Source organism: Aliarcobacter vitoriensis (assembly GCF_003316695.1).
GTDB lineage: Bacteria > Campylobacterota > Campylobacteria > Campylobacterales > Arcobacteraceae > Aliarcobacter > Aliarcobacter vitoriensis.
In genome coordinates this window covers 44,052-65,830 of sequence record NZ_PDKB01000015.1, presented here as the reverse complement: position 1 = coordinate 65,830, position 21,779 = coordinate 44,052, and the positions used below count along the sequence as shown (strand labels likewise).

The 21,779-nt window shown below is 27.1% G+C and carries 24 protein-coding genes; 11 read left to right on the top strand and 13 right to left on the bottom strand.

What is annotated here, in order from left to right:
• A partial coding sequence (locus tag CRU91_RS09165) for a TonB-dependent receptor (RefSeq protein ID WP_113894928.1) occupies positions 1-1,316 on the top strand: 1,316 nt, incomplete at its 5' end.
• A gap of 31 nt (positions 1,317-1,347) precedes the next feature.
• Here the strand turns inward: CRU91_RS09165 and CRU91_RS09160 are convergent.
• The 4 genes from CRU91_RS09160 to CRU91_RS09145 are packed head-to-tail and all read right to left on the bottom strand — an operon-like array spanning position 1,348 to position 4,838.
• Entirely contained in the window at positions 1,348-2,145 is a 798-nt protein-coding gene (locus CRU91_RS09160) for an ABC transporter permease (RefSeq protein WP_113894927.1), read from the bottom strand.
• Complete coding sequence (gene rsmD / locus CRU91_RS09155; protein WP_113894926.1) at positions 2,145-2,738, bottom strand: 16S rRNA (guanine(966)-N(2))-methyltransferase RsmD; 594 nt, start codon at positions 2,736-2,738, stop codon at positions 2,145-2,147. Before rsmD ends, CRU91_RS09160 begins: the two co-directional genes overlap by 1 nt.
• Before the next feature lie 11 nt (positions 2,739-2,749).
• The gene (gene rny / locus CRU91_RS09150) at positions 2,750-4,294 is read right to left on the bottom strand and encodes a ribonuclease Y (protein ID WP_113894925.1); all 1,545 of its coding nucleotides are present in this window, start codon (positions 4,292-4,294) and stop codon (positions 2,750-2,752) included.
• 7 nt (positions 4,295-4,301) lie between these two features.
• Complete coding sequence (locus tag CRU91_RS09145; RefSeq protein ID WP_113894924.1) at positions 4,302-4,838, bottom strand: 5-formyltetrahydrofolate cyclo-ligase; 537 nt, start codon at positions 4,836-4,838, stop codon at positions 4,302-4,304.
• 59 nt (positions 4,839-4,897) lie between these two features.
• On the opposite strand from CRU91_RS09145, the gene CRU91_RS09140 reads away from it, so the two are divergent.
• From CRU91_RS09140 to CRU91_RS09130, 3 genes are read left to right on the top strand one after another with little or no spacing between them, the layout of a single operon-like run.
• On the top strand, positions 4,898-5,446 hold the full coding sequence (locus tag CRU91_RS09140) for a TlpA family protein disulfide reductase (RefSeq protein ID WP_113894923.1): 549 nt from the start codon (positions 4,898-4,900) through the stop codon (positions 5,444-5,446).
• Positions 5,447-5,455: 9 nt separating this feature from the next.
• The gene (gene ftsY, locus CRU91_RS09135) at positions 5,456-6,391 is read left to right on the top strand and encodes a signal recognition particle-docking protein FtsY (protein WP_113894922.1); all 936 of its coding nucleotides are present in this window, start codon (positions 5,456-5,458) and stop codon (positions 6,389-6,391) included.
• 15 nt (positions 6,392-6,406) lie between these two features.
• Complete coding sequence (locus CRU91_RS09130) at positions 6,407-7,270, top strand: hypothetical protein (RefSeq protein ID WP_113894921.1); 864 nt, start codon at positions 6,407-6,409, stop codon at positions 7,268-7,270.
• On the opposite strand, the gene CRU91_RS09125 is transcribed toward CRU91_RS09130, so the two are convergent.
• Positions 7,267-7,830 carry a YqiA/YcfP family alpha/beta fold hydrolase gene (locus CRU91_RS09125; RefSeq protein WP_113894920.1) on the bottom strand — a complete coding sequence of 188 codons (564 nt, stop codon included), beginning with the start codon at positions 7,828-7,830 and terminating at the stop codon, positions 7,267-7,269. The genes CRU91_RS09130 and CRU91_RS09125 overlap by 4 nt on opposite strands.
• 201 nt (positions 7,831-8,031) lie before the next feature.
• Here CRU91_RS09125 and CRU91_RS09120 point away from each other — a divergent pair, with 201 nt between their 5' ends.
• Positions 8,032-8,280, top strand: a complete 249-nt coding sequence (locus tag CRU91_RS09120) for a hypothetical protein (RefSeq protein WP_113894919.1) — start codon at positions 8,032-8,034, stop codon at positions 8,278-8,280.
• Complete coding sequence (locus tag CRU91_RS09115) at positions 8,280-8,561, top strand: type II toxin-antitoxin system RelE/ParE family toxin (RefSeq protein WP_113894918.1); 282 nt, start codon at positions 8,280-8,282, stop codon at positions 8,559-8,561. Before CRU91_RS09120 ends, CRU91_RS09115 begins: the two co-directional genes overlap by 1 nt.
• Before the next feature lie 43 nt (positions 8,562-8,604).
• Here CRU91_RS09115 and CRU91_RS09110 read toward each other — a convergent pair whose 3' ends face one another.
• From CRU91_RS09110 to CRU91_RS09085, 6 genes are all read right to left on the bottom strand, one after another.
• The gene (locus CRU91_RS09110) at positions 8,605-8,931 is read right to left on the bottom strand and encodes a hypothetical protein (RefSeq protein WP_222718443.1); all 327 of its coding nucleotides are present in this window, start codon (positions 8,929-8,931) and stop codon (positions 8,605-8,607) included.
• Positions 8,928-9,761 (bottom strand): DUF3325 family protein, encoded by an 834-nt coding sequence (locus CRU91_RS09105; RefSeq protein WP_113894917.1) that lies wholly within the window; start codon positions 9,759-9,761, stop codon positions 8,928-8,930. The genes CRU91_RS09110 and CRU91_RS09105 overlap by 4 nt, the downstream gene beginning before the upstream one ends.
• Complete coding sequence (locus CRU91_RS09100; protein WP_113894916.1) at positions 9,758-10,036, bottom strand: hypothetical protein; 279 nt, start codon at positions 10,034-10,036, stop codon at positions 9,758-9,760. Before CRU91_RS09100 ends, CRU91_RS09105 begins: the two co-directional genes overlap by 4 nt.
• Entirely contained in the window at positions 10,033-11,610 is a 1,578-nt protein-coding gene (locus CRU91_RS09095) for a PepSY-associated TM helix domain-containing protein (protein WP_113894915.1), read from the bottom strand. Before CRU91_RS09095 ends, CRU91_RS09100 begins: the two co-directional genes overlap by 4 nt.
• Before the next feature lie 13 nt (positions 11,611-11,623).
• On the bottom strand, positions 11,624-13,654 hold the full coding sequence (locus CRU91_RS09090) for a TonB-dependent receptor (protein WP_257119028.1): 2,031 nt from the start codon (positions 13,652-13,654) through the stop codon (positions 11,624-11,626).
• A gap of 115 nt (positions 13,655-13,769) precedes the next feature.
• Positions 13,770-13,976 (bottom strand): hypothetical protein, encoded by a 207-nt coding sequence (locus CRU91_RS09085; RefSeq protein WP_113894913.1) that lies wholly within the window; start codon positions 13,974-13,976, stop codon positions 13,770-13,772.
• Positions 13,977-14,249: 273 nt separating this feature from the next.
• Between CRU91_RS09085 and radA the strand changes: the two genes are divergently transcribed.
• Complete coding sequence (gene radA, locus CRU91_RS09080) at positions 14,250-15,599, top strand: DNA repair protein RadA (RefSeq protein WP_113894912.1); 1,350 nt, start codon at positions 14,250-14,252, stop codon at positions 15,597-15,599.
• Between the two features lie 15 nt (positions 15,600-15,614).
• Here the strand turns inward: radA and CRU91_RS09075 are convergent, their stop codons facing one another.
• Positions 15,615-16,019, bottom strand: a complete 405-nt coding sequence (locus CRU91_RS09075) for a thioesterase family protein (RefSeq protein ID WP_113894911.1) — start codon at positions 16,017-16,019, stop codon at positions 15,615-15,617.
• A gap of 66 nt (positions 16,020-16,085) precedes the next feature.
• Here CRU91_RS09075 and ybeY point away from each other — a divergent pair, with 66 nt between their 5' ends.
• Positions 16,086-16,505 carry an rRNA maturation RNase YbeY gene (gene ybeY / locus CRU91_RS09070; protein WP_113894910.1) on the top strand — a complete coding sequence of 140 codons (420 nt, stop codon included), beginning with the start codon at positions 16,086-16,088 and terminating at the stop codon, positions 16,503-16,505.
• A gap of 16 nt (positions 16,506-16,521) precedes the next feature.
• Here ybeY and CRU91_RS09065 read toward each other — a convergent pair whose 3' ends face one another.
• On the bottom strand, positions 16,522-16,926 hold the full coding sequence (locus CRU91_RS09065) for a Fur family transcriptional regulator (RefSeq protein WP_113894909.1): 405 nt from the start codon (positions 16,924-16,926) through the stop codon (positions 16,522-16,524).
• Positions 16,927-17,108: 182 nt separating this feature from the next.
• Between CRU91_RS09065 and CRU91_RS09060 the strand changes: the two genes are divergently transcribed.
• Genes CRU91_RS09060 through CRU91_RS09050 form a run of 3 tightly spaced genes read left to right on the top strand, consistent with a single transcriptional unit; the run spans position 17,109 to position 21,761 of the window.
• A complete protein-coding gene (locus tag CRU91_RS09060; protein ID WP_113894908.1) occupies positions 17,109-18,680 on the top strand; it encodes an endonuclease/exonuclease/phosphatase family protein in 1,572 nt (523 codons plus the stop codon).
• A complete protein-coding gene (murJ, locus tag CRU91_RS09055; protein WP_113894907.1) occupies positions 18,677-19,993 on the top strand; it encodes a murein biosynthesis integral membrane protein MurJ in 1,317 nt (438 codons plus the stop codon). Before CRU91_RS09060 ends, murJ begins: the two co-directional genes overlap by 4 nt.
• A gap of 58 nt (positions 19,994-20,051) precedes the next feature.
• On the top strand, positions 20,052-21,761 hold the full coding sequence (locus CRU91_RS09050) for an ABC transporter ATP-binding protein (protein WP_113894906.1): 1,710 nt from the start codon (positions 20,052-20,054) through the stop codon (positions 21,759-21,761).
• The last annotated feature ends 18 nt before the right edge of the window (positions 21,762-21,779 follow it).

Below are 21,779 nucleotides of genomic sequence, written 5' to 3'. Positions count from 1 at the left end.
AAAGAAAAGATGCAGAAAATGTAAGTTTTGAAATGCCAACTTCGGAAAAAACAAAACTAAATTCTCAAGCTTTAAATATCTCTTATGAAACAGAAAAAGTAAAATTTGACTCAACTACAACTCATAAGAAAGTAAAAGTTGATGGAGATTATGATGTGGATAATATGTCTGGAAACTCTTTTGATGGATTAAGACAATGGAATGTTACAGATTTTGAAACAACAACTCAAGAATTTAAACTTTCAAGTAAAAATCAAGATATTAAGTGGGTAACTGGACTATATTTAGATAAAGAAGATAGAGAGCAAGGACCATATGGCTATGAAAGTGATTATTATGGTTCTGTATATCAAGCAAACTATAAATCTTCTGCAACAAGTAAAACTCAAGCAGTTTTTGGACAAGTTATAATCCCTATTATAGAAAAAGTTGATTTAACATTGGGAGGAAGATATCAAAGAATTAAAAAAGAAGTTGATGCTGATGTAAAAAGAATTTGGGGTGGTAATCCAATAGGAGAGTTTTCATATAAAGATGAAAAAACTTGGAATTCTTTTTTACCAAAAGCAGCACTTACATATAAAATAAATGATAATCTAACAACTTACGTATCAATTTCAAAAGGTTATTTACCTGGTGGACTAAACTACACACCTTCAAATGCCACAACAAATTTAAGTAAAGAAAACACTTTTGAACCACAAAAATCTATAAACTATGAAATAGGAGCAAAATATATAGGAGATAGTTTTGCTTTAAATACAGCCATTTTTAGGATGGATATAAAAGATGTTCATGCTTATTATGTTGATAATATTGGTAATTTCTTTGTTGATAATGCTAAAGAAGGTCATTCACAAGGAATAGAGGTTGATGGAACTTATTTTTTAACTGATAATTGGAGTATTTTTGGAAGTTTAGGATTAATTCAAGCAAAATATGATGATTTTGATAATGGAAAAAGAAAATTTAATGGAGAAAGAATACAAGAAACTCCAAATTATACTGCAAATTTAGGAGTTTCATATTTAGCTGATAGTGGAATATATGGAAGAGTTGATTTATATGCACAAGGTTCAAATAATTTTTTCAACTCATCATACAATAGTGGAGAAGGGAAAATAATAAAAACAGATGGTGGAATTACTGCAAATGCAAAGATTGGTTATAAATTTAAAGATTGGGATATTTATGGATATATTAAAAATATTACAAATGAAGATTATGTAACTTCATTTATGGAAAGAGATGGTAATGCTTGGATAGGCTTTAATGAACCACGAAAATTTGGAATTGGTGCAATTTATAAATTTTAAATTATATAAAATAGAGTGAATTTTTTCTACTCTATTTTAAAACTTCTTTTTTATTTGCAATATGCTGTAAATAATCACTTATTTGTATCAAGCAAAAAGTTATTATAAATATCATAAGTCCTGCAAAAAAACTAACCCACCAAGCTATATCCATTACAGATTTTCCATCGCTTAATAAACTTCCCCAACTCATCTGTGGTGGATTTACTCCAAGTCCTAAAAATGACAATCCAGATTCAGCTAATATTGCTCCAGCAACTCCAAAAGAGAAAGAGATCAAAAAAATAGGAGCTAAAAGTGGTGCAAAGTATTTTAAAACAATCTTTATATTACTAACATTTGCCAATTTTAAAGCTTTTATATATGGCTTATTTCCTATTGCAAAACTTTCACTTCTTATCATTCTTGACATTCCCATCCAACCAGTTATAGAAATAACAAATATTAAAATAACAGCATTTGCTTCAATATAAGATACTAAAGCTAAAAGAAGGAAAAATGTTGGAAAAGTTAAAAACAAATCAATTATTATTGTAATAGTTTTATCTATATTTCCTTTAAAATACCCTGCTGTAATACCAATAATAAGCCCTAAAAAAGAAGAAAAACTAGCAGCTAAAAATCCAATAATAAGTGAAGTTTGACCCCCAACTAAAATTCTTGCAAAAACATCTCGCCCTAATCTATCTGTTCCCATAATATGTTCAAATGAAGGTGATAAAAGTATTTTTTGAGGATTTAATTCATAAGCAGATACAGTATAAAAAAATGGCAATAAAAATATTGCCAAAATTGTGAATATAAGTAAATAAAGAGAAAATTTAAACATCAAACCGTATAGCTATAATAAGATATTGAACTTTTACCAAATTTTCTAGTTTTTTCCAAAGAAAATTTACCTAAAACTTCTGGTATATCAATATTTGAAAGATGTTCAACTATTACTTTATATATATTATCAACTTCTATATTTGCAATCATTCTAAATGATTTTTCATAAACATCTTCCATTCCATCCCTAAAATCAAAAGGTGGATCAACATATAAAATAACTTCATTTTTAGAGTTTTTCATAAAATCTAAAATAAGTGGTGTTTGTACAAAAGCATTCCCTTGGATAGTTTGACACTTTTCAATATCTACTGATTTACAATTTTTAATTAAAATAGAATAAGAGTTTTTATCAAGCTCTATAAAATAAGCCCTTTTTGCTCCACGACTAATTGCTTCAAGTCCAATAGAACCACTTCCAGCAAAAGATTCAATAAATATTTTATCAATTATATCAAACTGTAAAACATTAAAAACTGACTCTTTAAGCATGGCTTTTGAACTTCTAGTAACATCAAGCGATGGCAATTCTAAAACTTTACCTTTATATTTACCAGCTATTATTTTTGTTGTTGGTTTGTCATTTTTCATATTAGACCTTTCTATCTAGCATAACTTTCAGCTCTTATTTCTCTTATAACATTAACTTTTATTTCACCAGGATATTGAACTTTTTCTTCTATATCTTTTGCTATTTCTGTAGCTAAAAGTATTGCTTCATCATCATTTATAAGTTCTGCACTCACAATAACTCTTACTTCACGTCCTGCATTTATGGCATAGGCATTTGTAACTCCAACTTTACTTGTAGATATATTTTCAACTTCTTCAACTCTTTTTAGGAAGCTTTCTAAAACTTCTCTTCTTGCCCCTGGTCTAGCTGCACTTAAAGCATCTGAAGCACATACAGCAGCACTTTCTACATTTATAGGTTCTTCATGGCCATGGTGAGCATAAATTGCATTTATAACAGTTTCACACTCCCCATATCTTTTACAAATCTCTGCACCTAAATCAACATGACTACCTGGTGCTTCATGTGTTAAAGCCTTTCCTATATCGTGCATAATTCCAGCACGTCTTGCCAAAATAGCATCTCCACCCATTTGAGCAGCAATAAGCCCAGCTAAATGTGCAACTTCAAGTGTGTGTGCCAGTGCATTTTGACCATAACTAGCTCTATATCTTAGTCTTCCAACAAGTTTAATAAGTTCTGGATGCATAGATTTTATTCCTAATTCCATAATAACATCTTCACCCTCTTTTTGGATGTTTTTATCGAATTCTGATTTTACTTTTTTATAAATCTCTTCAATTCTTGCTGGTTGTATTCTTCCATCTTCTAATAATTCTTGAATAGTCTTTGTAGCAATCGCTCTTCTATATAAATTAAAAGATGAAACAGTAATTGTATTTGGAGTATCATCAATTATAATATCAACTCCTAAAAGCATCTCTAATGCTTTTATATTTCTTCCCTCTTTTCCTATAATTTTTCCTTTTGTCTCTTCATCGTTTAAAGGAATATTGTTTATAAGCCTTTCAGCTGCAAATTCTCCTGCATATCTTGTAACGGCTTGAGATAAAAGATTATTAACTTCTTGTTTTGAATTTTGTTCAGCTAATTTATATTTTTTTCTAAAAATTGAAGCTATTTGAGCTCTTGAATCCTCTTTTACTTTTTCAAGCATAAGTTCTTTTGCTTCACTTTGAGTTAAACCACTTGCATTTTCAAGTATTTTTATAGCTTCTAAAGTTTTTTGCTCATAAGTTCTTTTTTGCTCTTCAATACCATCTTTTAGAATAGTGATTCTTCTATTATTATCTTCTATTTGCTCTTTTTCTTTTTTTATAAGCTTTAATTCATTCTCTAAATGTTCATTTAAGTCTTTTTCTTTTTTTTCTATTTTAAAGAGCATTGTTTCATACTCTTTTCTAGCACTTTTAAACTCTCTATCACACTCAAATTTTGCTTTTAACTGAGCATCTTTTAAAGCAACTTCTGCTTCATGCTCTATCACTTTTGCTTTTGCTTTTGCTTGTTCGATAAACACTTCAAACTTTGCCTTGTTTATCTTCTTTGTAACAAAAACAGTAATTACTGAACTAAAAAATCCAGCAACTAAAGCTATTATTATATTTTCCATTTATTTCCTATCCCGTAATTATAAAATCTGCTTTAATATCGTAATTATCACTTAAAATCTCTTTACTTTTACAAAGTATTAATTGTGTAAAAACTATAACTGGTTTATATTTTAGCCTATAAAAAAATCTATCATACATTCCTTTTCCATATCCAATTCGTTTATTTAAAGCATCTATTCCAACAACTGGAACTATTGCAATATCAATTCTACTTGGGTTCAAAAATGAGTTATTTGGTTCATATATACCAAATTTCTTCTTTTTTAGTGGTAGTCTATATTTTACTATTTTAAAACTATCACCTTTCATATATGGAACATAAATATTCTTTTTCATCTTTCTTAGAATATTAATCAATGGTTTTGTATCAACTTCAATATCTAAAGGTATATATAAAAGTATATTTTGGAACTCATTTTTTAAAATAAACTCTTTTAAATTCTTAACAACTATTTTATTTTTGTAATACTTTGAATAAAGTGCAGTAGATCTCAATCTTTTCATACACAATTTTCGAAAATCACTTTTGTGATTTGTGTTCATTTAAGCCTCACTTAGGTAAAATCTCTACCTAATTAATAATTTTACCTAAAGGAATTAAAATGAAGTTTAAAACTTTGGTGTTTTTTTCAATTTTTTCAATTTTATTTTTTGCTGGATGTGACTCAAAAGATGATAAGAAACAAGATATTCAACCTTCAAACAACTCTCAATCTCAGTTTAATTTAAATACTTTAAAAAATATTCCAATAGAAATTGGTTTTAGTGACAATAAATTGATTTTAAAAGATTCAAATAATAAATTAGTTTTAGTTAATTTTTTTGCAACTTGGTGTCCTGCTTGTAAAGTACAAATACCAAATTTAGTAAAACTACAAGATGATTTTCAAAATGATTTAGTAGTTGTTGGGATATTGTTGGAAGAATTTAAATCAAATGAAGAGATACTAAGTGCTTTAAAAGAATATAATGTAAATTATTCAGTGACAAATGCTGTTGAAGGATTTGATTTAGCAAAAACTTTAGGTGGACTAAAATCTATTCCAACTTCATTTTTAGTCGATAAAGAAGGAAATATTTTCCAAAAATATGTAGGAATTGTTCCAAATGAAATGCTAGAAATAGATATAAAAAAGCTCTTAGAAAAATAGGATAAATATATGTTTAGCTTTTTAAAAAAAGATAAAAATGAAGAAAATAAAACTTTAGAAACTCAAGAAGAGAGTAAAAACTTTCTATCAAAAGCTCTTAGTAAGACATTTTCATCAATAAAAAATGTTGTTCCTCAAAAAAAAGAGAAAATATCTTTTGATGAAATTGAAGAACTATTAATCGAATCAGATGTTGAGTATGAAATTATAGAAAAAGCTATGAATGGCTTACCAGATATGATTACAAGAAAGCAATTAAGACATAGACTTGTAATGCTTTTCGAACATGCTCCTGAAGTAAATTTACAAAATACTAAACCATTTGTAAGACTTATAATTGGTGTAAATGGTGCAGGAAAAACAACAACTATTGCAAAACTTGCAAATAATTTAAAAAGAAATGGGCAAAGTGTTATTTTAGGAGCTGGAGATACATTTAGAGCAGCAGCCATAGAACAACTTTCAACTTGGGCAGAAAAACTAAATATTCCTATTATTAAAACAAAACAAGGGCATGATGCAAGTGCTGTTGCATTTGATACAATCAGTGCTGCAATATCAAGAAATATAGACAATGTCATAATTGATACAGCAGGAAGATTACAGACTCAAACAAACTTAAATAATGAATTAAAAAAAATTGTAAAAGTTTGTTCAAAAGCACTTCCTGATGCTCCTCATCAAAAACTTATGATATTAGATGGAACTCAAGGAAATAGTGCAATAGCTCAAGCAAAAGCTTTTAATGAAATTGTTGGAATAGATGGTATAATTGTAACAAAACTTGATGGAACAGCAAAGGGTGGAGCTTTATTTTCTATATCAAATCAACTTGAATTACCTATTTTTTACATTGGTATTGGTGAGAAAGAAAACGATTTAATAGAATTTAGTCCAGATAATTTTGTAGATAGTTTATTAGATGAAATTTATATAAAAGAGTAAGGTTAAGGGGAGAATATGAAAAGAAGAACAAAAAATTTTATTGAAGATGCAATTATTGTTATAATCGTATTATTTGCGATATATTTACTCTATTTTTTTATATTTTCTAAAAATAATGACTCCGATACTTTAGAAACAACTAATACAACAGAGAATACTGTACTTTCTACAAATTCAACAGAAACTGAAAAGAGCTTTTTATTATCTGTATATGAAGATTTGAAAGAAAAATTATTTGAGGAAGAAGAACAAAAAGAAACTATCGTAACTCAAAATCAAGATTTGGAAAAAGTAGAGAATAAATTTGAAGATAATCAAACAAATATTCATCTACAAAGAGCTGAAAATAGAATACAACATTTAAATCAAAATGATGAAGAAAATTCACAAACAAATGATGTTATAGAAACTGACAATTTTGATAAAAATGAAGAACAAAAAACTGAACAAGTAGAAAATAAAACTGAAAATGTAATTCAACCTTCTACAACGCAACAAACAATTAATAACACTCAAGAAGAAGTTACTCAAACAAAACCACTAATAGAAATAAAAACTGATGAGAATAATGATGACAATGACACTAACCACTCTGTATCTATTAGGGATATAGATCTCTTTTTTCAAGATTTTGAAAGAAAAGTAAACTCGAATATAGAAAAAAATATTGATAAATCTACTTTACAAAAAGGAGAATTTGTAAATATCAGAGTTACTATTTTGAAAGATGGAAGATATGAGCAACTTACTTTTGTTGATGGAAACCAAGACTATTTTAACAAAATAAGAAACTCTATAGATCAAGTATTCCCTTTAAATATAGATGATTCTTTAAAAATCAATTTTCCAAGATATTATAGAATGAAAATAGAGTTTTAATTATAAAAGAAACTATTTATTTTTCTAAAATATCTCTCAATTCCATCAAAAGAGTGGTTTCCACCCTCTTCTATTATAAGTTCTGAATTCTCTAGCTTATTTGCAGCTTCACTAAAATCCAACACTTCATCATCTTTTTGTAATAAAGTTATAAAGTTTTTTGGATTTTCTATAAAATTTACTTCATAATTTTTCAAAGATTTTATATGATTTTGAGTAAATTCAAATCTTGAATTATCATAATAATTTGTTACAAACTCTACACCTTCATATCTATGCAAAGTTCCCCAAGGATTAACTGCTGGGTTTATCAAAACAGCTTTTAAATCATATTTATTTGCTAAATATAAACTATAAAATCCACCTAAAGATGAGCCTATTAAAAAAACTTTTTCTTCTTTATTTAAAGAAAATTCTATTATTTGCTCTAATGTATCAATAGCCAAATTTGGAATAGTTGGAAGAGAAATAGTTATAATTTCATCTTCAAAATACTCTTTAAACTTTTGTGCTTTTCCTCCAAAACCAGAACTTGCAAACCCGTGAATATATATTATCATCTTATTATTTCCCATAATTTATTATTAATTTTAAATATTACTAAAAAATATTTTAAAAATTTATATTTTCTTTAGATTATCAAAAAATTTATTAATATACAAAGCTTACGATTAGTCAGAAATACTTTTTGTAAAAGATTCAGTATTAGTTTTATTTAATAATTAAAATATATAATATTAAAAAACATTTAGGAGTTTATTATGCACACTATAAAATTAAATATTCCTGATAATTTATATCCAAAATTAGTAAATAGTAAAATAGATGTTCAATCACAATTTGAAGAGTTTTTATATGATTTATTTGATGATGGTTATCCAAGTATTTCAAAAGAAGAAGCTCACAAAAGAGTGTCTGAATCTGTTTTAGCATATAAAAAAGGTGAACTAAAAACTGTACCTTATGAAGATGGTATGGATAAAATAGATAATTGGCTCAAAACTGTCTAATGTTCAAAATAGAAAAGAACATAACTTTCAATGATAGTCTTTTTTCAATCTTAAAATATATTGCAAAAGATTCTCCCTCAAGAGCAAAAAACTTCAAAATCCAAATAGATAACAAAATAAGAAATATTCCAAATATGCCTTTTAAAGCTAGAAAATCATTTCATTTTAATGATCATAATACAAGAGATTTAGTCTTCAAAGGTTATACCATACCTTATTATATAGATGAAAATTTATCTATTATAGTTATTCTTGATATTTTCAAATGGCAAAATAAGTAATAAAAAGAGAGCAAAAACTTGCCCTCTTTTCTCTTAGAATATTTCACAACCCAGAAATATCTCCCATTTCAACTTCTACACTATGTCCAGTTCCACCATCAAACAAGATATAAAAATTCATATTTGGTTTATCAAAAGAAACACTTGAAAGTTTATCAAGCTTTTTTTCTTCTAAAACCTTACCATCATCATTCATTAGCTTTATTTTTACTCCACTTGCACTTGAACCATCTGAATATCCACCTTCACAATGTATTTTTCCATCATCATATTCACACATAAAAAAAGGTGAATGAGCCAAAGCAACATTTGGTAAAAGTACAAACAAACATAAAAACATAAATCTTTTTATATTTTTTATCTTTATCATTTCATATTCTCCATTTTATATTTTTCTAGCCATTCCAAAGTTTTTGGAAAAGTCTCTTTTATATTCCAAGATTTTTGATAAACTTCTCCATTGCTACTTACAACTGTAAGCCAAAGTTCACTTTTCTCATTTAGATTATTTAGTTGAATTGTACTTGTCCTATCCCAATAAGGTGAATCAAAAACTATTCCTGCATTACTTAAATTTCTTGGTTTATTTATTCTTAAATAAGCATATTTTATTTTCAAATCACATTCTTGGCAAAATCTCAAATGAAAAGTTTGCATAGGCATACCTTGAGGAGTAATAAATCCTTTTCCACTTATATGTTCAGCTAACACAAACTCAAACTCACCTATTTTATCTTTTATTGCATTTTCACTTACAAGTGGGTGTTTTGGAAGTGTAAATAAACTATAAGCAACACCTAAAGGCAATAAAACTAAAGCTATTATTCCTACAATTTTTGCAAATCTAAACTTCTCTAAACTCTCATTTTCTACTTTAGAACTTATATTTTCAAAGTTATTTTTCTCTTTTTTATAAGCTTTAAATCCTATAAAAACTATCACCAAAAGTGAAGCTAAAATCAATACTGCTAAATACAAAAACATTCCATAAGAAAAAGTCCAAAGATAAACACAAATAAAAAAAGTAACTACTAAAAAACTCCAACCAAAACTTTTAAATAAAATTCTTTCTTTATTTGAAATTTCGCGATTTAGTAAAACTAAACTCTCTTTTTTACTTCCCATTGCCAAAAATAAAAATCCAATAATTGCCAAAATTATTACAAATAAATATCCAAAGATAGAAATATTAGGCATCATAAAACACCTCCTTTAAGTAAATAAAAACTTAAAGCAAAAGATACAAAAGTCCAAACAACTATATAAATCAAAGTTTTAATTATATTTTTTGTATAAAAAACCCAAAGTATAACTGCAATTCCTATTAAAAACTCTATTTTAAAAGCTTCAACTATCTCTTGAATATTTGGATTTATTTCTAAAAGAACTAAAATAAAAGTAGTAATTGCAGAAGCTAAAAAGTAAGTTCCAAAAGTAGCAGCTAAAACTCTAAAAAACATATCCATATTTTTCATAACTGCTCCTTTAATTCTTCATCTTTTACATTTTCAACTCTTTGCCATTTTTTTTGAAGTCTATATCCAAAAAGAGCAAAACACAAAGCAAATAAAAGCATAGTTATATCAACCATTGCTAGTACAAAATCACCCTCTTTTAAAGTAACTCCTAAATGTCTATTTGTAGTTAAAAAGTTTATTATAGGGATTAAGGCAAAACTAAAACTAGCTATATAAAAACTCTCAACCCAAGCTTTTTTAACTGGTTGCACAAAAGCATAAAGTATAAACCAAAGCCAAACTAAAAACAGAATATGAACTTCCCAACTAGCTCTTTCAAACATAATAGTTGGTAAAACTCTATTTGCTATAAAAAATCCTGCAACTCCAACTAAAAGTCCTACAGAAACACCAATATTTAGTTTTTCTACAACTTTAAAACCAAAAGAGATATTTTTTTCTTTTCTTTTTAATACCCAAAGATTTAAGCCAGTTACTACCATAATACAAGACATTACTCCACAGATAAACAATAACCATCTTAAAGGATATGAAGCAAACCAAGCTTCATGAAGTGAAACTAAACTTCTAAAAAGTTTTGTTCCTGTACTATAACTATCAATAATTTCTAATTTTTCACCCGTAATTGCATCAAATCTCATAGTTGTATCTGATGATTGACTTCTTGTAAGTTCACTTCCAAAAGGTGGTTTTAAATCTATAAATAAACCTTGTGTTATATTTTTACCAACTTCTATATAAGCTATATTTCCAACTCCAAATTTTTTTTCAGCTTCAACTAGCATATCTTTTATATTTGCTGTTGGTCGCTCCAAAATAGTCAAAGAACTACTATCCTCTAAAGCTTTTTTTGTTTCTTTTCTTTCTTCTTTTTTATCAGCTATCATCTTATATGGAATAGTTACATAATAAGGACTATAATATACAAGTCCAGTATAAAGTATCATCACTACAAAAGGTAGAGTTAAAACACCTGAAATATTATGAATATCAAGCCAAGAGCGTTTATTACGATTGCTTCTAAAAGTAAAAAAGTCTTTAAATATTCTTTTATGAATAATTACTCCACTAACAACAGTAACTAAAGCCAAAAAAGCCAAAATTCCAGTAAGGATAATCCCTAAATATTTATCTATATAATAAAACTGATGATGTAAGGTTATGAAGAGTTCTCCACCTTCCGTTTGTCTAACTTGTGTTGGTTTTATCTCTTCTAAAGTTAAAGGATTAAAATACCAACTTTTACCCCAATCCAAAGAACTTCTTACTTTTATCTGAGTTCTAATAGCTCCATTTGGAGTTTGATTTTGTATATGTGGAAGTTTTATTTCCCACTCTTTTGCTTCTGAAGCAACTTTTTCCATAAAATCAAACATAGCATTTAACTGTTCATCTTGTGGTTTTTGCACTAGATTTACTTCAAGTGGTCGTTCAGGCTCTAACCATCTTGTAATATCATAATTAAAAAAAGAGAGAGTTCCAGTTACAAGTATAAAGAATATAGCCCAACCAACTATCAAAGAAACCCAAGTATGAGTAAACCTCATACTTTGATTAAAACTATTTTTCATAGAAATTTATAGCTTAAAATTTTAATGTTACATTAAAAGCAACACTTCTAGGATCACTTAAAATATAAGAATTTGCCCAATATTTTTCATCAGTTAAATTTGAAGCATAGATTCTAAAAGTAGTATCATATCCATCTAGTTTTGTTTCATATCTAGCACCAAAATCAACTGTTGTATAAGCATCAAGTTTTTGCGTATTTGCACTATCAACCCATTGAGTTCCAGTATAGTAAACTCCACCATTTAAAAATATTTTTGGAGAAACTGGAAGTCTATATTCTGCATACATTTTTGCTTGAACTTTTGCTACATTTTGAGACTCTTTGCCTTCAAGTGCTTTATCTTCTGTTTTTTCTACTTTTGGACTAAGATATGTAACACCACCCATCAAAGTTAAACTATCTGTTGGTTTTCCAGTAAGTAAAATTTCAATGCCTTGATTTATTTGTTCACCATCTTGAGTTGTTGTTTGTGTTTTACCATTTCCATTATCAGCAAAATATTCTGTAAAATTATTTGCTTTTTCTATTCTAAAAAGTGCAGTACTTAAAAGTAAATCAGGATTTATACTCCATTTTGCTCCAATTTCATACTGTTTACTTGTAAGTGGGTCAAAAACTTGCCCATCTTTTGTATCTGCTGGATTATCTATAACTGAACCATTTTCAAGTGACTCTATATATGTTACATAAGTTGTTAAATCTTCTATTGGTTTATAAATAAGAGATATTGTAGGAGTTAATTTAGATTTATCATAACTTCCATCTAAATTTCCATTATTATCATAATCTTTCATTTCCATTGAAGTATAGTTTACTCCAATTAAAGCACTCCATTGTTCATTAAAAGTGATATTATCACCTAAAACTATATTTGATTTAAATTGTTTCCTAGATAAACCTTTTTCTACTGTACTATTTGGAATTGTATAGTTCCAGTTATTATAATCAGCCAAATTTTTACTACCAAGAGGAGCATCCCAAGCATTATCATGCCATCCACTAGCATAAAACTTTTCTGTTCCTAAAGAGCCACCAAAAGTTAAAGAGTGATGAATAGAACCTGTATTAAAATCTCCATCTAAATAAGCATAAGCTCCATCATTTTTAGTTGTTTGTTTGTAATTCCAATCTAAAGTTCGTCCTAAATTTCCTGTATTTGTATTTATAAAATTATAAAAATATGGTCTTATTCTATCTGCATCTTTATGAATATATGCTGTTCTAAGCCTTAAATTATCACTAAAGTTATAGTTTGCTTTTAACTCTAATTTATCACTATCAACATCTACATTAGCCCAATCAGGAATATATCCTTTCTTTGTATCAAAACTAGAAGCATCAGGTCTCTTCCCCGTTATAATCCAAGTAGGTTTTACACCAGTTGTTGATTCTCTATGAGCATAATATAGTCCTAAATCAAGATTATCAGTTGGCTTATAAGCAAATGATACCCCTATGAGTTTTTCTTCATCTTCATAGTTTTCTATTGCAGTATCTCCACCTTGATAATTACCAAATACTCTAACACTTAATTTATCAGTAATATTTTGTGAAGTATCAACTGAAGTATAGTAGTTTTGTCCACCATTATTTCCTAGTGTTACTTTTGTAAATGGTGTTGCTTTTGGATATTTTAAAGCATAGTTTATAGTTCCACCTACATTTCCACCACCATATAAGAACCCACTAAGACCAGAAATAACTTCTATTCTATCAACTTCATTTGTACTTGTACCAAAAAAAGAAAAAGGAAGTGGTATTCCATCTATTAAAGCTTGTGCAACACTAAATCCTCTAATTGCTGTTGAAATCTCACCATTTTGTGAAGCATTTTCATCATTTTTCATAACTGGATTTACTTTTGCAACTTGATTCATATTTGAAGTAATAGTATTTTCTAATAAATCACTCGATAAAACTGTCATTGAGTACGGTGTATCTTGAAGAGATAAATTTCCCCAAACTCCTAAAGTTTTTACATCTTCTACTAAATATCCACTTTCAGCACTTCCATTTTTATAATTAGAACTAGAAACAGATATTTCATCTAAAACAGTAGTATTACCAAAGTTTTGATATTGTGGTTTTTCTATTATATAGATTATGCTATCTTCTTCGATAGCTTTGAGATTATGTTCTTCTAGTACGCTATTTAGATTACTTAATACCGTACCCCCCCCCGAAACTCATTTTTTGCGAATCTATACTTTTATCTTTCAGATTATTAGCTTTTGAAATATATGTTACATTATATTTCTTTACTATATTCTCTACTGCTTCTTGCAAACTTATCTCTTTTGCATTTAACATTGTTCCACTTAACATCATTGATGTTAATACTGATATGAAAATCTTTCTTTTCATCTTCTAATCCTTTGTATTAATTTTGAGAATTTGTTTCTCTATATAGTAAGACGATTTAAATGAAAAAAATGGACAATTTTTGCAAAAGAATTTTGAAATTTGTTGCTTGGAGTTACTTTTTGTAACAAAAATGAGTAAATTATTACATCTATAATTTTAATTTAGTTTCTAAAGAAGTAAAATTTATATTGACAAATTTATTACAATTTGTAATATTTTTAGAAGATATAAACTTATTATGTTAGAATCCATTAAATTTTAAAAGGTTTTTTTATGGCAAAAAAGAAAATTACACTTTTTGAGTGTCAGCATTGTGGAGAACAATCTACAAAATGGCTTGGTAAATGTCCAAATTGTGGCTCTTGGGATAGCTTTATAGAGTTAAATCAAGAACAACAAGAAGTTTTAAAACAATCTATAAAAGTTTCAAGTTCAACTTCAAAAGCAAAACCAATAACTGAAATTTTACAAGATGATGTTACAAGATTTTCTTCATTTAATTATGAATTTGATTTAGTTTTAGGGGGAGGCATAGTTCCAGGGAGTTTAACTTTGATAGGTGGAAGCCCTGGGGTTGGTAAATCTACACTTTTACTAAAGGTTGCTGGAAGTATCGCAATCAGTGGTAAAAAAGTCCTTTATGTATCAGGAGAAGAGAGTGCTGGTCAGATAAAACTAAGAGCAAATAGACTTGAAGCAAATAGTGAAAACCTATTTTTATTGAGTGAGATAAAACTTGAAGAGATTATGGATGAACTTCTTAGAGTTGATTATGAAGTTTGTATTATTGACTCTATTCAAACTATTTACTCTTCAAATCTAACATCAGCTCCTGGAAGTGTAAGTCAAGTTCGAGAGATAACTTTTGAACTTATGCGTAAAGCAAAAGAGTCAAATATTGCTATGTTTATAATTGGACATATTACAAAAGATGGAAGTATTGCAGGTCCAAGAGTTTTAGAACATATGGTTGATACAGTTTTATATTTTGAAGGAGAAGCAAGTAGAGAACTGCGAATGCTTCGTGGCTTTAAAAATCGTTTTGGAAGTACGAGTGAAATTGGTATTTTTGAAATGACTGCTGAAGGACTAATAAGTGCAAAAGATATAGCTTCAAAATTCTTTGATAAAAGTAAATCACAAAGTGGTTCAAGTTTAACTGTATCTATGGAAGGAAGTCGTGCGATAATACTCGAAGTTCAAGCACTTGTAAGTGAAACAACTTTCCCTAATCCAAAACGAAGTGCAACTGGATTTGATACAAATAGATTAACTATGCTTTTAGCACTTTTAGAAAAAAAACTTGATTTACCTTTTAATCACTATGATGTTTTTATAAATATTAGTGGAGGAATAAAAATAAAAGAGAGTAGTGCTGATTTAGCTGTGATTGCTGCGATAATTTCTAGCTTTAGAGATAGACCTATTTCAAAAGAGTCAGTTTTTATAGGTGAAGTTAGTTTAACTGGTGAAATAAAAGATGTTTATAGTATAGATTTAAGACTAAAAGAAGCTCAAGCACAAGGTATAAAAAAAGCTGTAATTGCTCAAAAAACAAATTTAAAACTAGATATCAAAACTTTTGAAGTTGATGAAGTATCTAAAATGATAGAGTTATTTTAACTCTATCATAAAGCCCTACTTTTCGAGTCTTTTTTTAGCACCAGTCATAAGTCTTTCATTTGAAACTATCGCTCTTGTGTGAGTACCTATTCCACAAATTCCTCCACTATCAATAACTTCTATTTCAAACTTATAAAGTTTTCCTTCCATTCCTATAAAAGTTGCAGTTGAAATAGCTATATCATTTTCCAAAGTTGGGGCAAGATGTTTTATATCAACTTCTACTCCAACACTTAATTCACCTTCTTTTAAAAGAGGTATCATCATCTTTGCAGCACTACACTCCATCAATGCAACCATTCTAGCAGTTGCAAAAACTTCTGGAAAACCATCATCTTTTGAAATTTCAAGATTTGCAGCTAAATCTTTTTTCAATACTTTATACTCTATATTCGCTTTTGTTCCTACTTCTAAAATCATCATTTCTCCTTAGATTTATAGTAAAAAGTATATACTACAAAAAAAGTTTTAAAATAGGATAAATAATTGATAGATTTAGACAATCAAACAGATTTTGGATTTGATATAGCAATAATAGAAAATATAGCTTCAAAACTTACACAAAAAGATATAGAGCTTTTAATAGTAGATAACTTAACAATACAAGAAATAAATAAAGAATATAGACAAAAAGATAAACCGACTGATGTTTTAAGTTTTCCTTTTGAAGGAGATTTCTCACATGTTCCTTTAGGAACAATAATAATTTCAATAGATTTTGTAAAAGACAAAGCCAAAGAGTATGGACATAGTGAAATTGAAGAGTTAAGTTTACTATTTATTCATGGAATTTTACATCTTTTGGGATATGACCATGAAGTTGATAAGGGTGAACATAGACAAAAAGAAGAAGAGTTGATAAAAGAGTTTAATCTTCCAGATAGCCTGATAATTAGAAATTCATAAATAGTCTAAAATTAGACTATTTAGAACATTTTATACAAATACCATTTAAAACTATATTTGTACTCTCAATTTTAAAAGAACTTATTTTTGAAACTTGCTCAAGAACATCGCTTGAATCAAGTATTATATCTTCAATGTACCCACAGTTAGAACAAACTAAGTGTGCATGTTCAGCTTTTACTAGCTCATAAACAGTTCTTGAATTTGGAATCTTAACTTCACTTAAAAAAACTTTTTCAACCATTGAATTAATATTTTTATAAATTGTTGCTAATGAAACAGATGGAAATCTATCCAATAATTTTTTATATAAATCATCTATATTCATATGTCCATTTTTATAAAGTTCTTCTACAATAGCTACTCTTTGAGGTGTTACTTTCAAATCATATTCTTTTAGCAAATTTGCAAAATTTGTCATTATTTTCCTTTAAATTTTTAATAAATTATATTCATTTAATTAATTGTTTTACTAGTATAACATTTTTTACCTTTCTTTAATTTACAAATAAATCTTATTAAAAAATATTTAATTAAATATCCAATTTTTAACTCTTAAAAAACTTTATTTAGCTAATATTTCAAAAAAATTAGGAATAAGTTTTGTATAAATATTTGATCATTTTTATTTTTAGTATAGTTTTAAATGCCCAAAATATAAAAGTTGCTTCATACAATGTTGAGAATTTTTTTGATTTAAATTATGATAAAACAGAGTATGATGAGTTTATACCAAATAGCAATTTTTTATGGAATCAAAGAAATTTTAATATAAAACTAAATAATATTATAAAAGTTATTGAAGATTTAGATGCTGATATTATAGCTTTACAAGAGATAGAAAATGAAAGTTTAATGAAACTTTTAAAACAAAAACTTCCAAAATATAGTTATTATAGTTTTATAAAATATCCAAAATCTGCTGTTGGTTTGGGAATTTTGTCAAAAATAGAGATAAAGAATTCTGCTTCAATTGATGTAAAATTTACAAATGCAATTTATCGCCCTATTTTAGAAACAACTTTTGTAAAAAATGATATTGAATTCAAGATATTTAACAATCATTGGCCATCAAAAAGAGCAAGTGAAACTTATAGAGTAAAATATGCAAAAACTTTACAAGATAGACTAAAAGATTTGCCAAATGACTATGACTATATTTTAGTTGGAGATTTTAACTCTGATTACAATGAATTTCAAACTTTTAAGAAAAACTTAAAACTAAACCAAACAAATGGAATAACTGGAATAAATCATATTTTAAATACAACTATTGAAGATAAATTTCTAACTTTAGATGATATTTTAGGAAATAAAAAAAGAGTTCATTATAATTTATGGCTTGAAGTAAAAAATTTTGAAAGATTTTCAACAAAATTTAAAAATCAAAATAATACTCCTGATAATATCATAGTTGCTCCTGCACTTTTTGATAATAAAAACCTATCATATATTCCAAATAGTTTTACTATTTTTAAGCCAGATTATCTTTATAAAAATGGTCAAATAGTAAGATGGCAAATGAGCCAAGGGATAAAGAATAAAATCCATAAAGGAGAAGGATATTCAGACCATCTTCCAATATTTGCAAACTTTTCTTTAAAAGAAAATGATACAAATCCTATAAATATCCTAAATTTAGATAAAAAAATCACAGATATTGCAACTTTATATGATAAAAATAAACTTATTTTACCTGCATTTTTAGATGATATTGTAGTAATTTATAAAAATGAAAATCAAGCTATAATCAAACAAAAAAATAGTCGTGCAATATATATTTTTAAAGATGCAAAAGATTTAAAACTAGGTTATTCTTATGATATTCAAGTAAATGAAATATATGATTTTTATGGATTAAAAGAGATAAAAGAGTTTGTCATTTTAAAAGAAAAAAATCAAGTAAATGATTATAAAACTTTATTTTTGGATGCTTCAAAGATTGATATTTTTGACTTTAAATATGAAAATGAAGTTATAACAAATCTAAGTGGTGAAATACGAAAAGGAAAGTTGTTTTTCAATAATAAAACTATAAACATTTTTGCAAAAGATAAGTCAATTCTTCCAAAAGATGGTGAAAAAATCAACATCTTAGAAGCACAATTAGGTTCATTTAAAGGAAATATGCAAATAATTTTTCATAAAAAAACAGATTATAAAGTAGAAAAATGAAAAATATAAAATTAATAAAATCTATTTTTACAAATAGTAGTGGGATTTTAGTTTCAAGAATTACTGGATTTGTAAGAGATTTAATGACTGCTTCAATACTAGGAGCAAATATATACTCTGATATATTTTTTATTGCTTTTAAATTCCCAAATCTGTTTAGAAGTATATTTGCAGATGGAGCTTTCACACAAGCTTTTATACCATCTTATGCAAAATCGAAGCATAAAGTTAGATTTTCATCTATCATATTTTTACAGTTGATTGCTTTTTTGCTTGTTTTATCTTTGTTTGTAACACTTTTTTCTCATATTGTAGCAAAAGCTTTTGCTATTGGATTTAGCAGTGATACTATCGATTTAGCAGCTCCACTTTTTGCTATAAATTTTTACTATCTACCTTTAATATTTATAGTTACTTTTATGGGAGCATTGCTTCAATATAAACACCATTTTGCAACAACTGCATACTCTACTGCTCTTTTAAATCTTTCAATGATTGCTAGTTTGATTATTGCAAAAGGAATGGATAGTTATACAATCACTTTTTATCTATCTTTTGGAGTTATAATTGGTGGAATTTTACAAGTATTAGTGCACTTAATAGCTATAAAAAGAGCAAATTTATGTAAAATATTCACTTTTAAAAAGCATAAGAAAAAAGAAGAAAGTAAATTTTATAAAAACTTTTTAGCTGCAACATTTGGTTCTTCAACTTTACATATTTCGGCTTTTATTGATACTTGGTTAGCATCTTTTTTAGTAAGTGGTTCAATATCTTATCTGTATTATGCAAATAGAGTTTTTCAATTACCACTTGCTATTTTTGCAATAGCAACTTCAATAGCCCTATTTCCAATGGTCGCACGTGCAATAAAAAATAAAGATGAAAATCAAGCTTTAAAATTGATGAAAAAATCATCTTTTATTTTATTTGGTGTTTTAACTATATCTATGATTGTAGGAATATTATTTGATAATTTTATAATAAAACTTCTATTTGAAAGAGGTGCTTTTACAAGTGAAGATAGTAAAAATACAGCTTTAATATTGACTATGTATTTAATAGGTCTTTTACCATTTGGTTTAGCAAAAATATTTTCACTTTGGCTTTATGCAAAAGAACAACAAATGTTAAGTGCCAAAATATCTATGCAAAGTTTACTTTGGAATATCGTATTTTCATTGGCTTTAATATATCCTTATGAAGCAGCTGGGTTGGCGTTTGCAAGTACTCTTAGTGGTTTTATTCTTTTTTATCTTACTATCAAAGCTTTTGGCTTTGATAAGTTTATTAAAATGTTTAAAAAGTCTTAATTTAGCTAATTTTTGTTAAAATCTATGACTTTTTTTATGCAATTTACTTAGGATATATATGAAAGATTTTTTTAAACAATACTCACCATTTTATAAAAATTATAAACTAGAGATATTTTACTCAATTTTAGGAATATTGATGGTTGCTTTGGCAACAGCTGGGACAGCTTATGCAATACAACCACTTTTAGATGATATTTTTATAAATAAAGACCAACAAATGCTTTATATAATGCCTTTTATAGTTATAGCTTTATATGCAACAAAAGGCTTTGGTGGATATATTCAAACATATTTTATTTCATATATAGGTCAAGATATTACAAGAATTGTAAGAGATAATCTATTTTCTCATGTTTTAAAACTTGATATTTCATTTTTTCAAAAAACACATGGTGGAGAACTTGTAAGTAGAATAATCAATGATATAAATAGAATTCAAGCAGCTGTTTCAAATAATTTAGCAGAGATTTTAAGAGAAAGTTTGACAATTGTTGCTTTGGTGTCTTTAGTAATTTATCGTTCTCCTGAACTTGCTTTTTATGGTCTAGTTGTTCTTCCTCTTGCTGTTTATCCGCTTACTCGTTTAGCAAAAAGGATGAAAAAACTATCTTTTAAATCTCAAGAAAGTAACTCTGATATCACTTCATCTTTAACAGAATCTTTTAATAATATTGAAATTATAAAAGCAAACTCAACAGAAAATATGGAAACAAAAAAATTCTCAGTTTTTAATATGATATTTTTTAAGTACAATATGAAAGCTGTAAAAACAAACGCCTTAACTTCTCCAGTTATGGAAACATTAGGGGCTATTGCTTTTGGTGCTGTTATTTTAGTAGGTGGAAGTAAAGTTGTAAGTGGAGAGCTATCAACAGGAGAATTTAGTTCATTTATTGCAGCACTTTTTATGCTATATACTCCAATAAAAAGAATATCTTCTTTATACAACAAAATGCAAGATGCCTTTGCTGCAAATGAAAGAATCAATAATATTTTTGCAATAAAACCAAATATTACATCTGGAGATATCACTCAAATAGAAGATGTTAAAAATATAAATTTTTTAAATGTAAGTTTAAAATATGATGATTTAGTAGCACTTAAAAATATAAATCTTGAAGTAAAGAAAGGTGAAATACTTGCTTTAGTTGGAGATAGTGGTGGTGGAAAATCTTCACTTATAAATTTACTTATAAGATTTTATGATGTAAATAGTGGCGAAATAAAAATCGATAATAAAAATATAAAAGATTTTGATTTACAAGCATTAAGGGATTGTGTTTCAATAGTTACTCAAAGAGTTTATATTTTCAATGATACAATCGCTTCAAATGTTGCTTATGGACAAGAATTAGATGAGATAAAAGTTATAGAAGCATTAAAAAAAGCTCATGCTTATGACTTTGTATCAAAAATGAAAAAAGGTATTCATACTACTTTAGATGAATTTGGAACAAATTTAAGTGGTGGTCAAAGACAAAGAATTGCTATTGCTAGAGCTTTGTATAAAGAACCAAAAATTTTAATTTTAGATGAAGCAACTTCAGCACTTGATAATAAAAGTGAATCAATTATTAGTGAAGTGATAAATGAAGTAAGTCCAAATAGGATAACTATTGTTATAGCACATAGACTAAGTACAATAAAAAATGCTTCAAAAATTGCTGTATTTAAAGCAGGAGAAATAGTAGATATTGGAACTCAAGAAGAACTTTTAAAAAGTAGCCAAGAGTATCAAAGACTATATAATTCAGCAAATTTTTGATAATATAATTCAATTTTT

Bases quoted from the DNA above. Each gene is read 5' to 3' on its own strand.
- CRU91_RS09160 (WP_113894927.1), bottom strand. From the start codon at position 2,145: ATGTTTAAATTTTCTCTTTATTTACTTATATTCACAATTTTGGCAATA.
- rsmD (WP_113894926.1), bottom strand. From the start codon at position 2,738: ATGAAAAATGACAAACCAACAACAAAAATAATAGCTGGTAAATATAAA.
- rny (WP_113894925.1), bottom strand. From the start codon at position 4,294: ATGGAAAATATAATAATAGCTTTAGTTGCTGGATTTTTTAGTTCAGTA.
- CRU91_RS09145 (WP_113894924.1), bottom strand. From the start codon at position 4,838: ATGAACACAAATCACAAAAGTGATTTTCGAAAATTGTGTATGAAAAGA.
- CRU91_RS09140 (WP_113894923.1), top strand. From the start codon at position 4,898: ATGAAGTTTAAAACTTTGGTGTTTTTTTCAATTTTTTCAATTTTATTT.
- ftsY (WP_113894922.1), top strand. From the start codon at position 5,456: ATGTTTAGCTTTTTAAAAAAAGATAAAAATGAAGAAAATAAAACTTTA.
- CRU91_RS09130 (WP_113894921.1), top strand. From the start codon at position 6,407: ATGAAAAGAAGAACAAAAAATTTTATTGAAGATGCAATTATTGTTATA.
- CRU91_RS09125 (WP_113894920.1), bottom strand. From the start codon at position 7,830: ATGATAATATATATTCACGGGTTTGCAAGTTCTGGTTTTGGAGGAAAA.
- CRU91_RS09120 (WP_113894919.1), top strand. From the start codon at position 8,032: ATGCACACTATAAAATTAAATATTCCTGATAATTTATATCCAAAATTA.
- CRU91_RS09115 (WP_113894918.1), top strand. From the start codon at position 8,280: ATGTTCAAAATAGAAAAGAACATAACTTTCAATGATAGTCTTTTTTCA.
- CRU91_RS09110 (WP_222718443.1), bottom strand. From the start codon at position 8,931: ATGATAAAGATAAAAAATATAAAAAGATTTATGTTTTTATGTTTGTTT.
- CRU91_RS09105 (WP_113894917.1), bottom strand. From the start codon at position 9,761: ATGATGCCTAATATTTCTATCTTTGGATATTTATTTGTAATAATTTTG.
- CRU91_RS09100 (WP_113894916.1), bottom strand. From the start codon at position 10,036: ATGAAAAATATGGATATGTTTTTTAGAGTTTTAGCTGCTACTTTTGGA.
- CRU91_RS09095 (WP_113894915.1), bottom strand. From the start codon at position 11,610: ATGAAAAATAGTTTTAATCAAAGTATGAGGTTTACTCATACTTGGGTT.
- CRU91_RS09085 (WP_113894913.1), bottom strand. From the start codon at position 13,976: ATGAAAAGAAAGATTTTCATATCAGTATTAACATCAATGATGTTAAGT.
- radA (WP_113894912.1), top strand. From the start codon at position 14,250: ATGGCAAAAAAGAAAATTACACTTTTTGAGTGTCAGCATTGTGGAGAA.
- CRU91_RS09075 (WP_113894911.1), bottom strand. From the start codon at position 16,019: ATGATTTTAGAAGTAGGAACAAAAGCGAATATAGAGTATAAAGTATTG.
- CRU91_RS09065 (WP_113894909.1), bottom strand. From the start codon at position 16,926: ATGACAAATTTTGCAAATTTGCTAAAAGAATATGATTTGAAAGTAACA.
- murJ (WP_113894907.1), top strand. From the start codon at position 18,677: ATGAAAAATATAAAATTAATAAAATCTATTTTTACAAATAGTAGTGGG.
- CRU91_RS09050 (WP_113894906.1), top strand. From the start codon at position 20,052: ATGAAAGATTTTTTTAAACAATACTCACCATTTTATAAAAATTATAAA.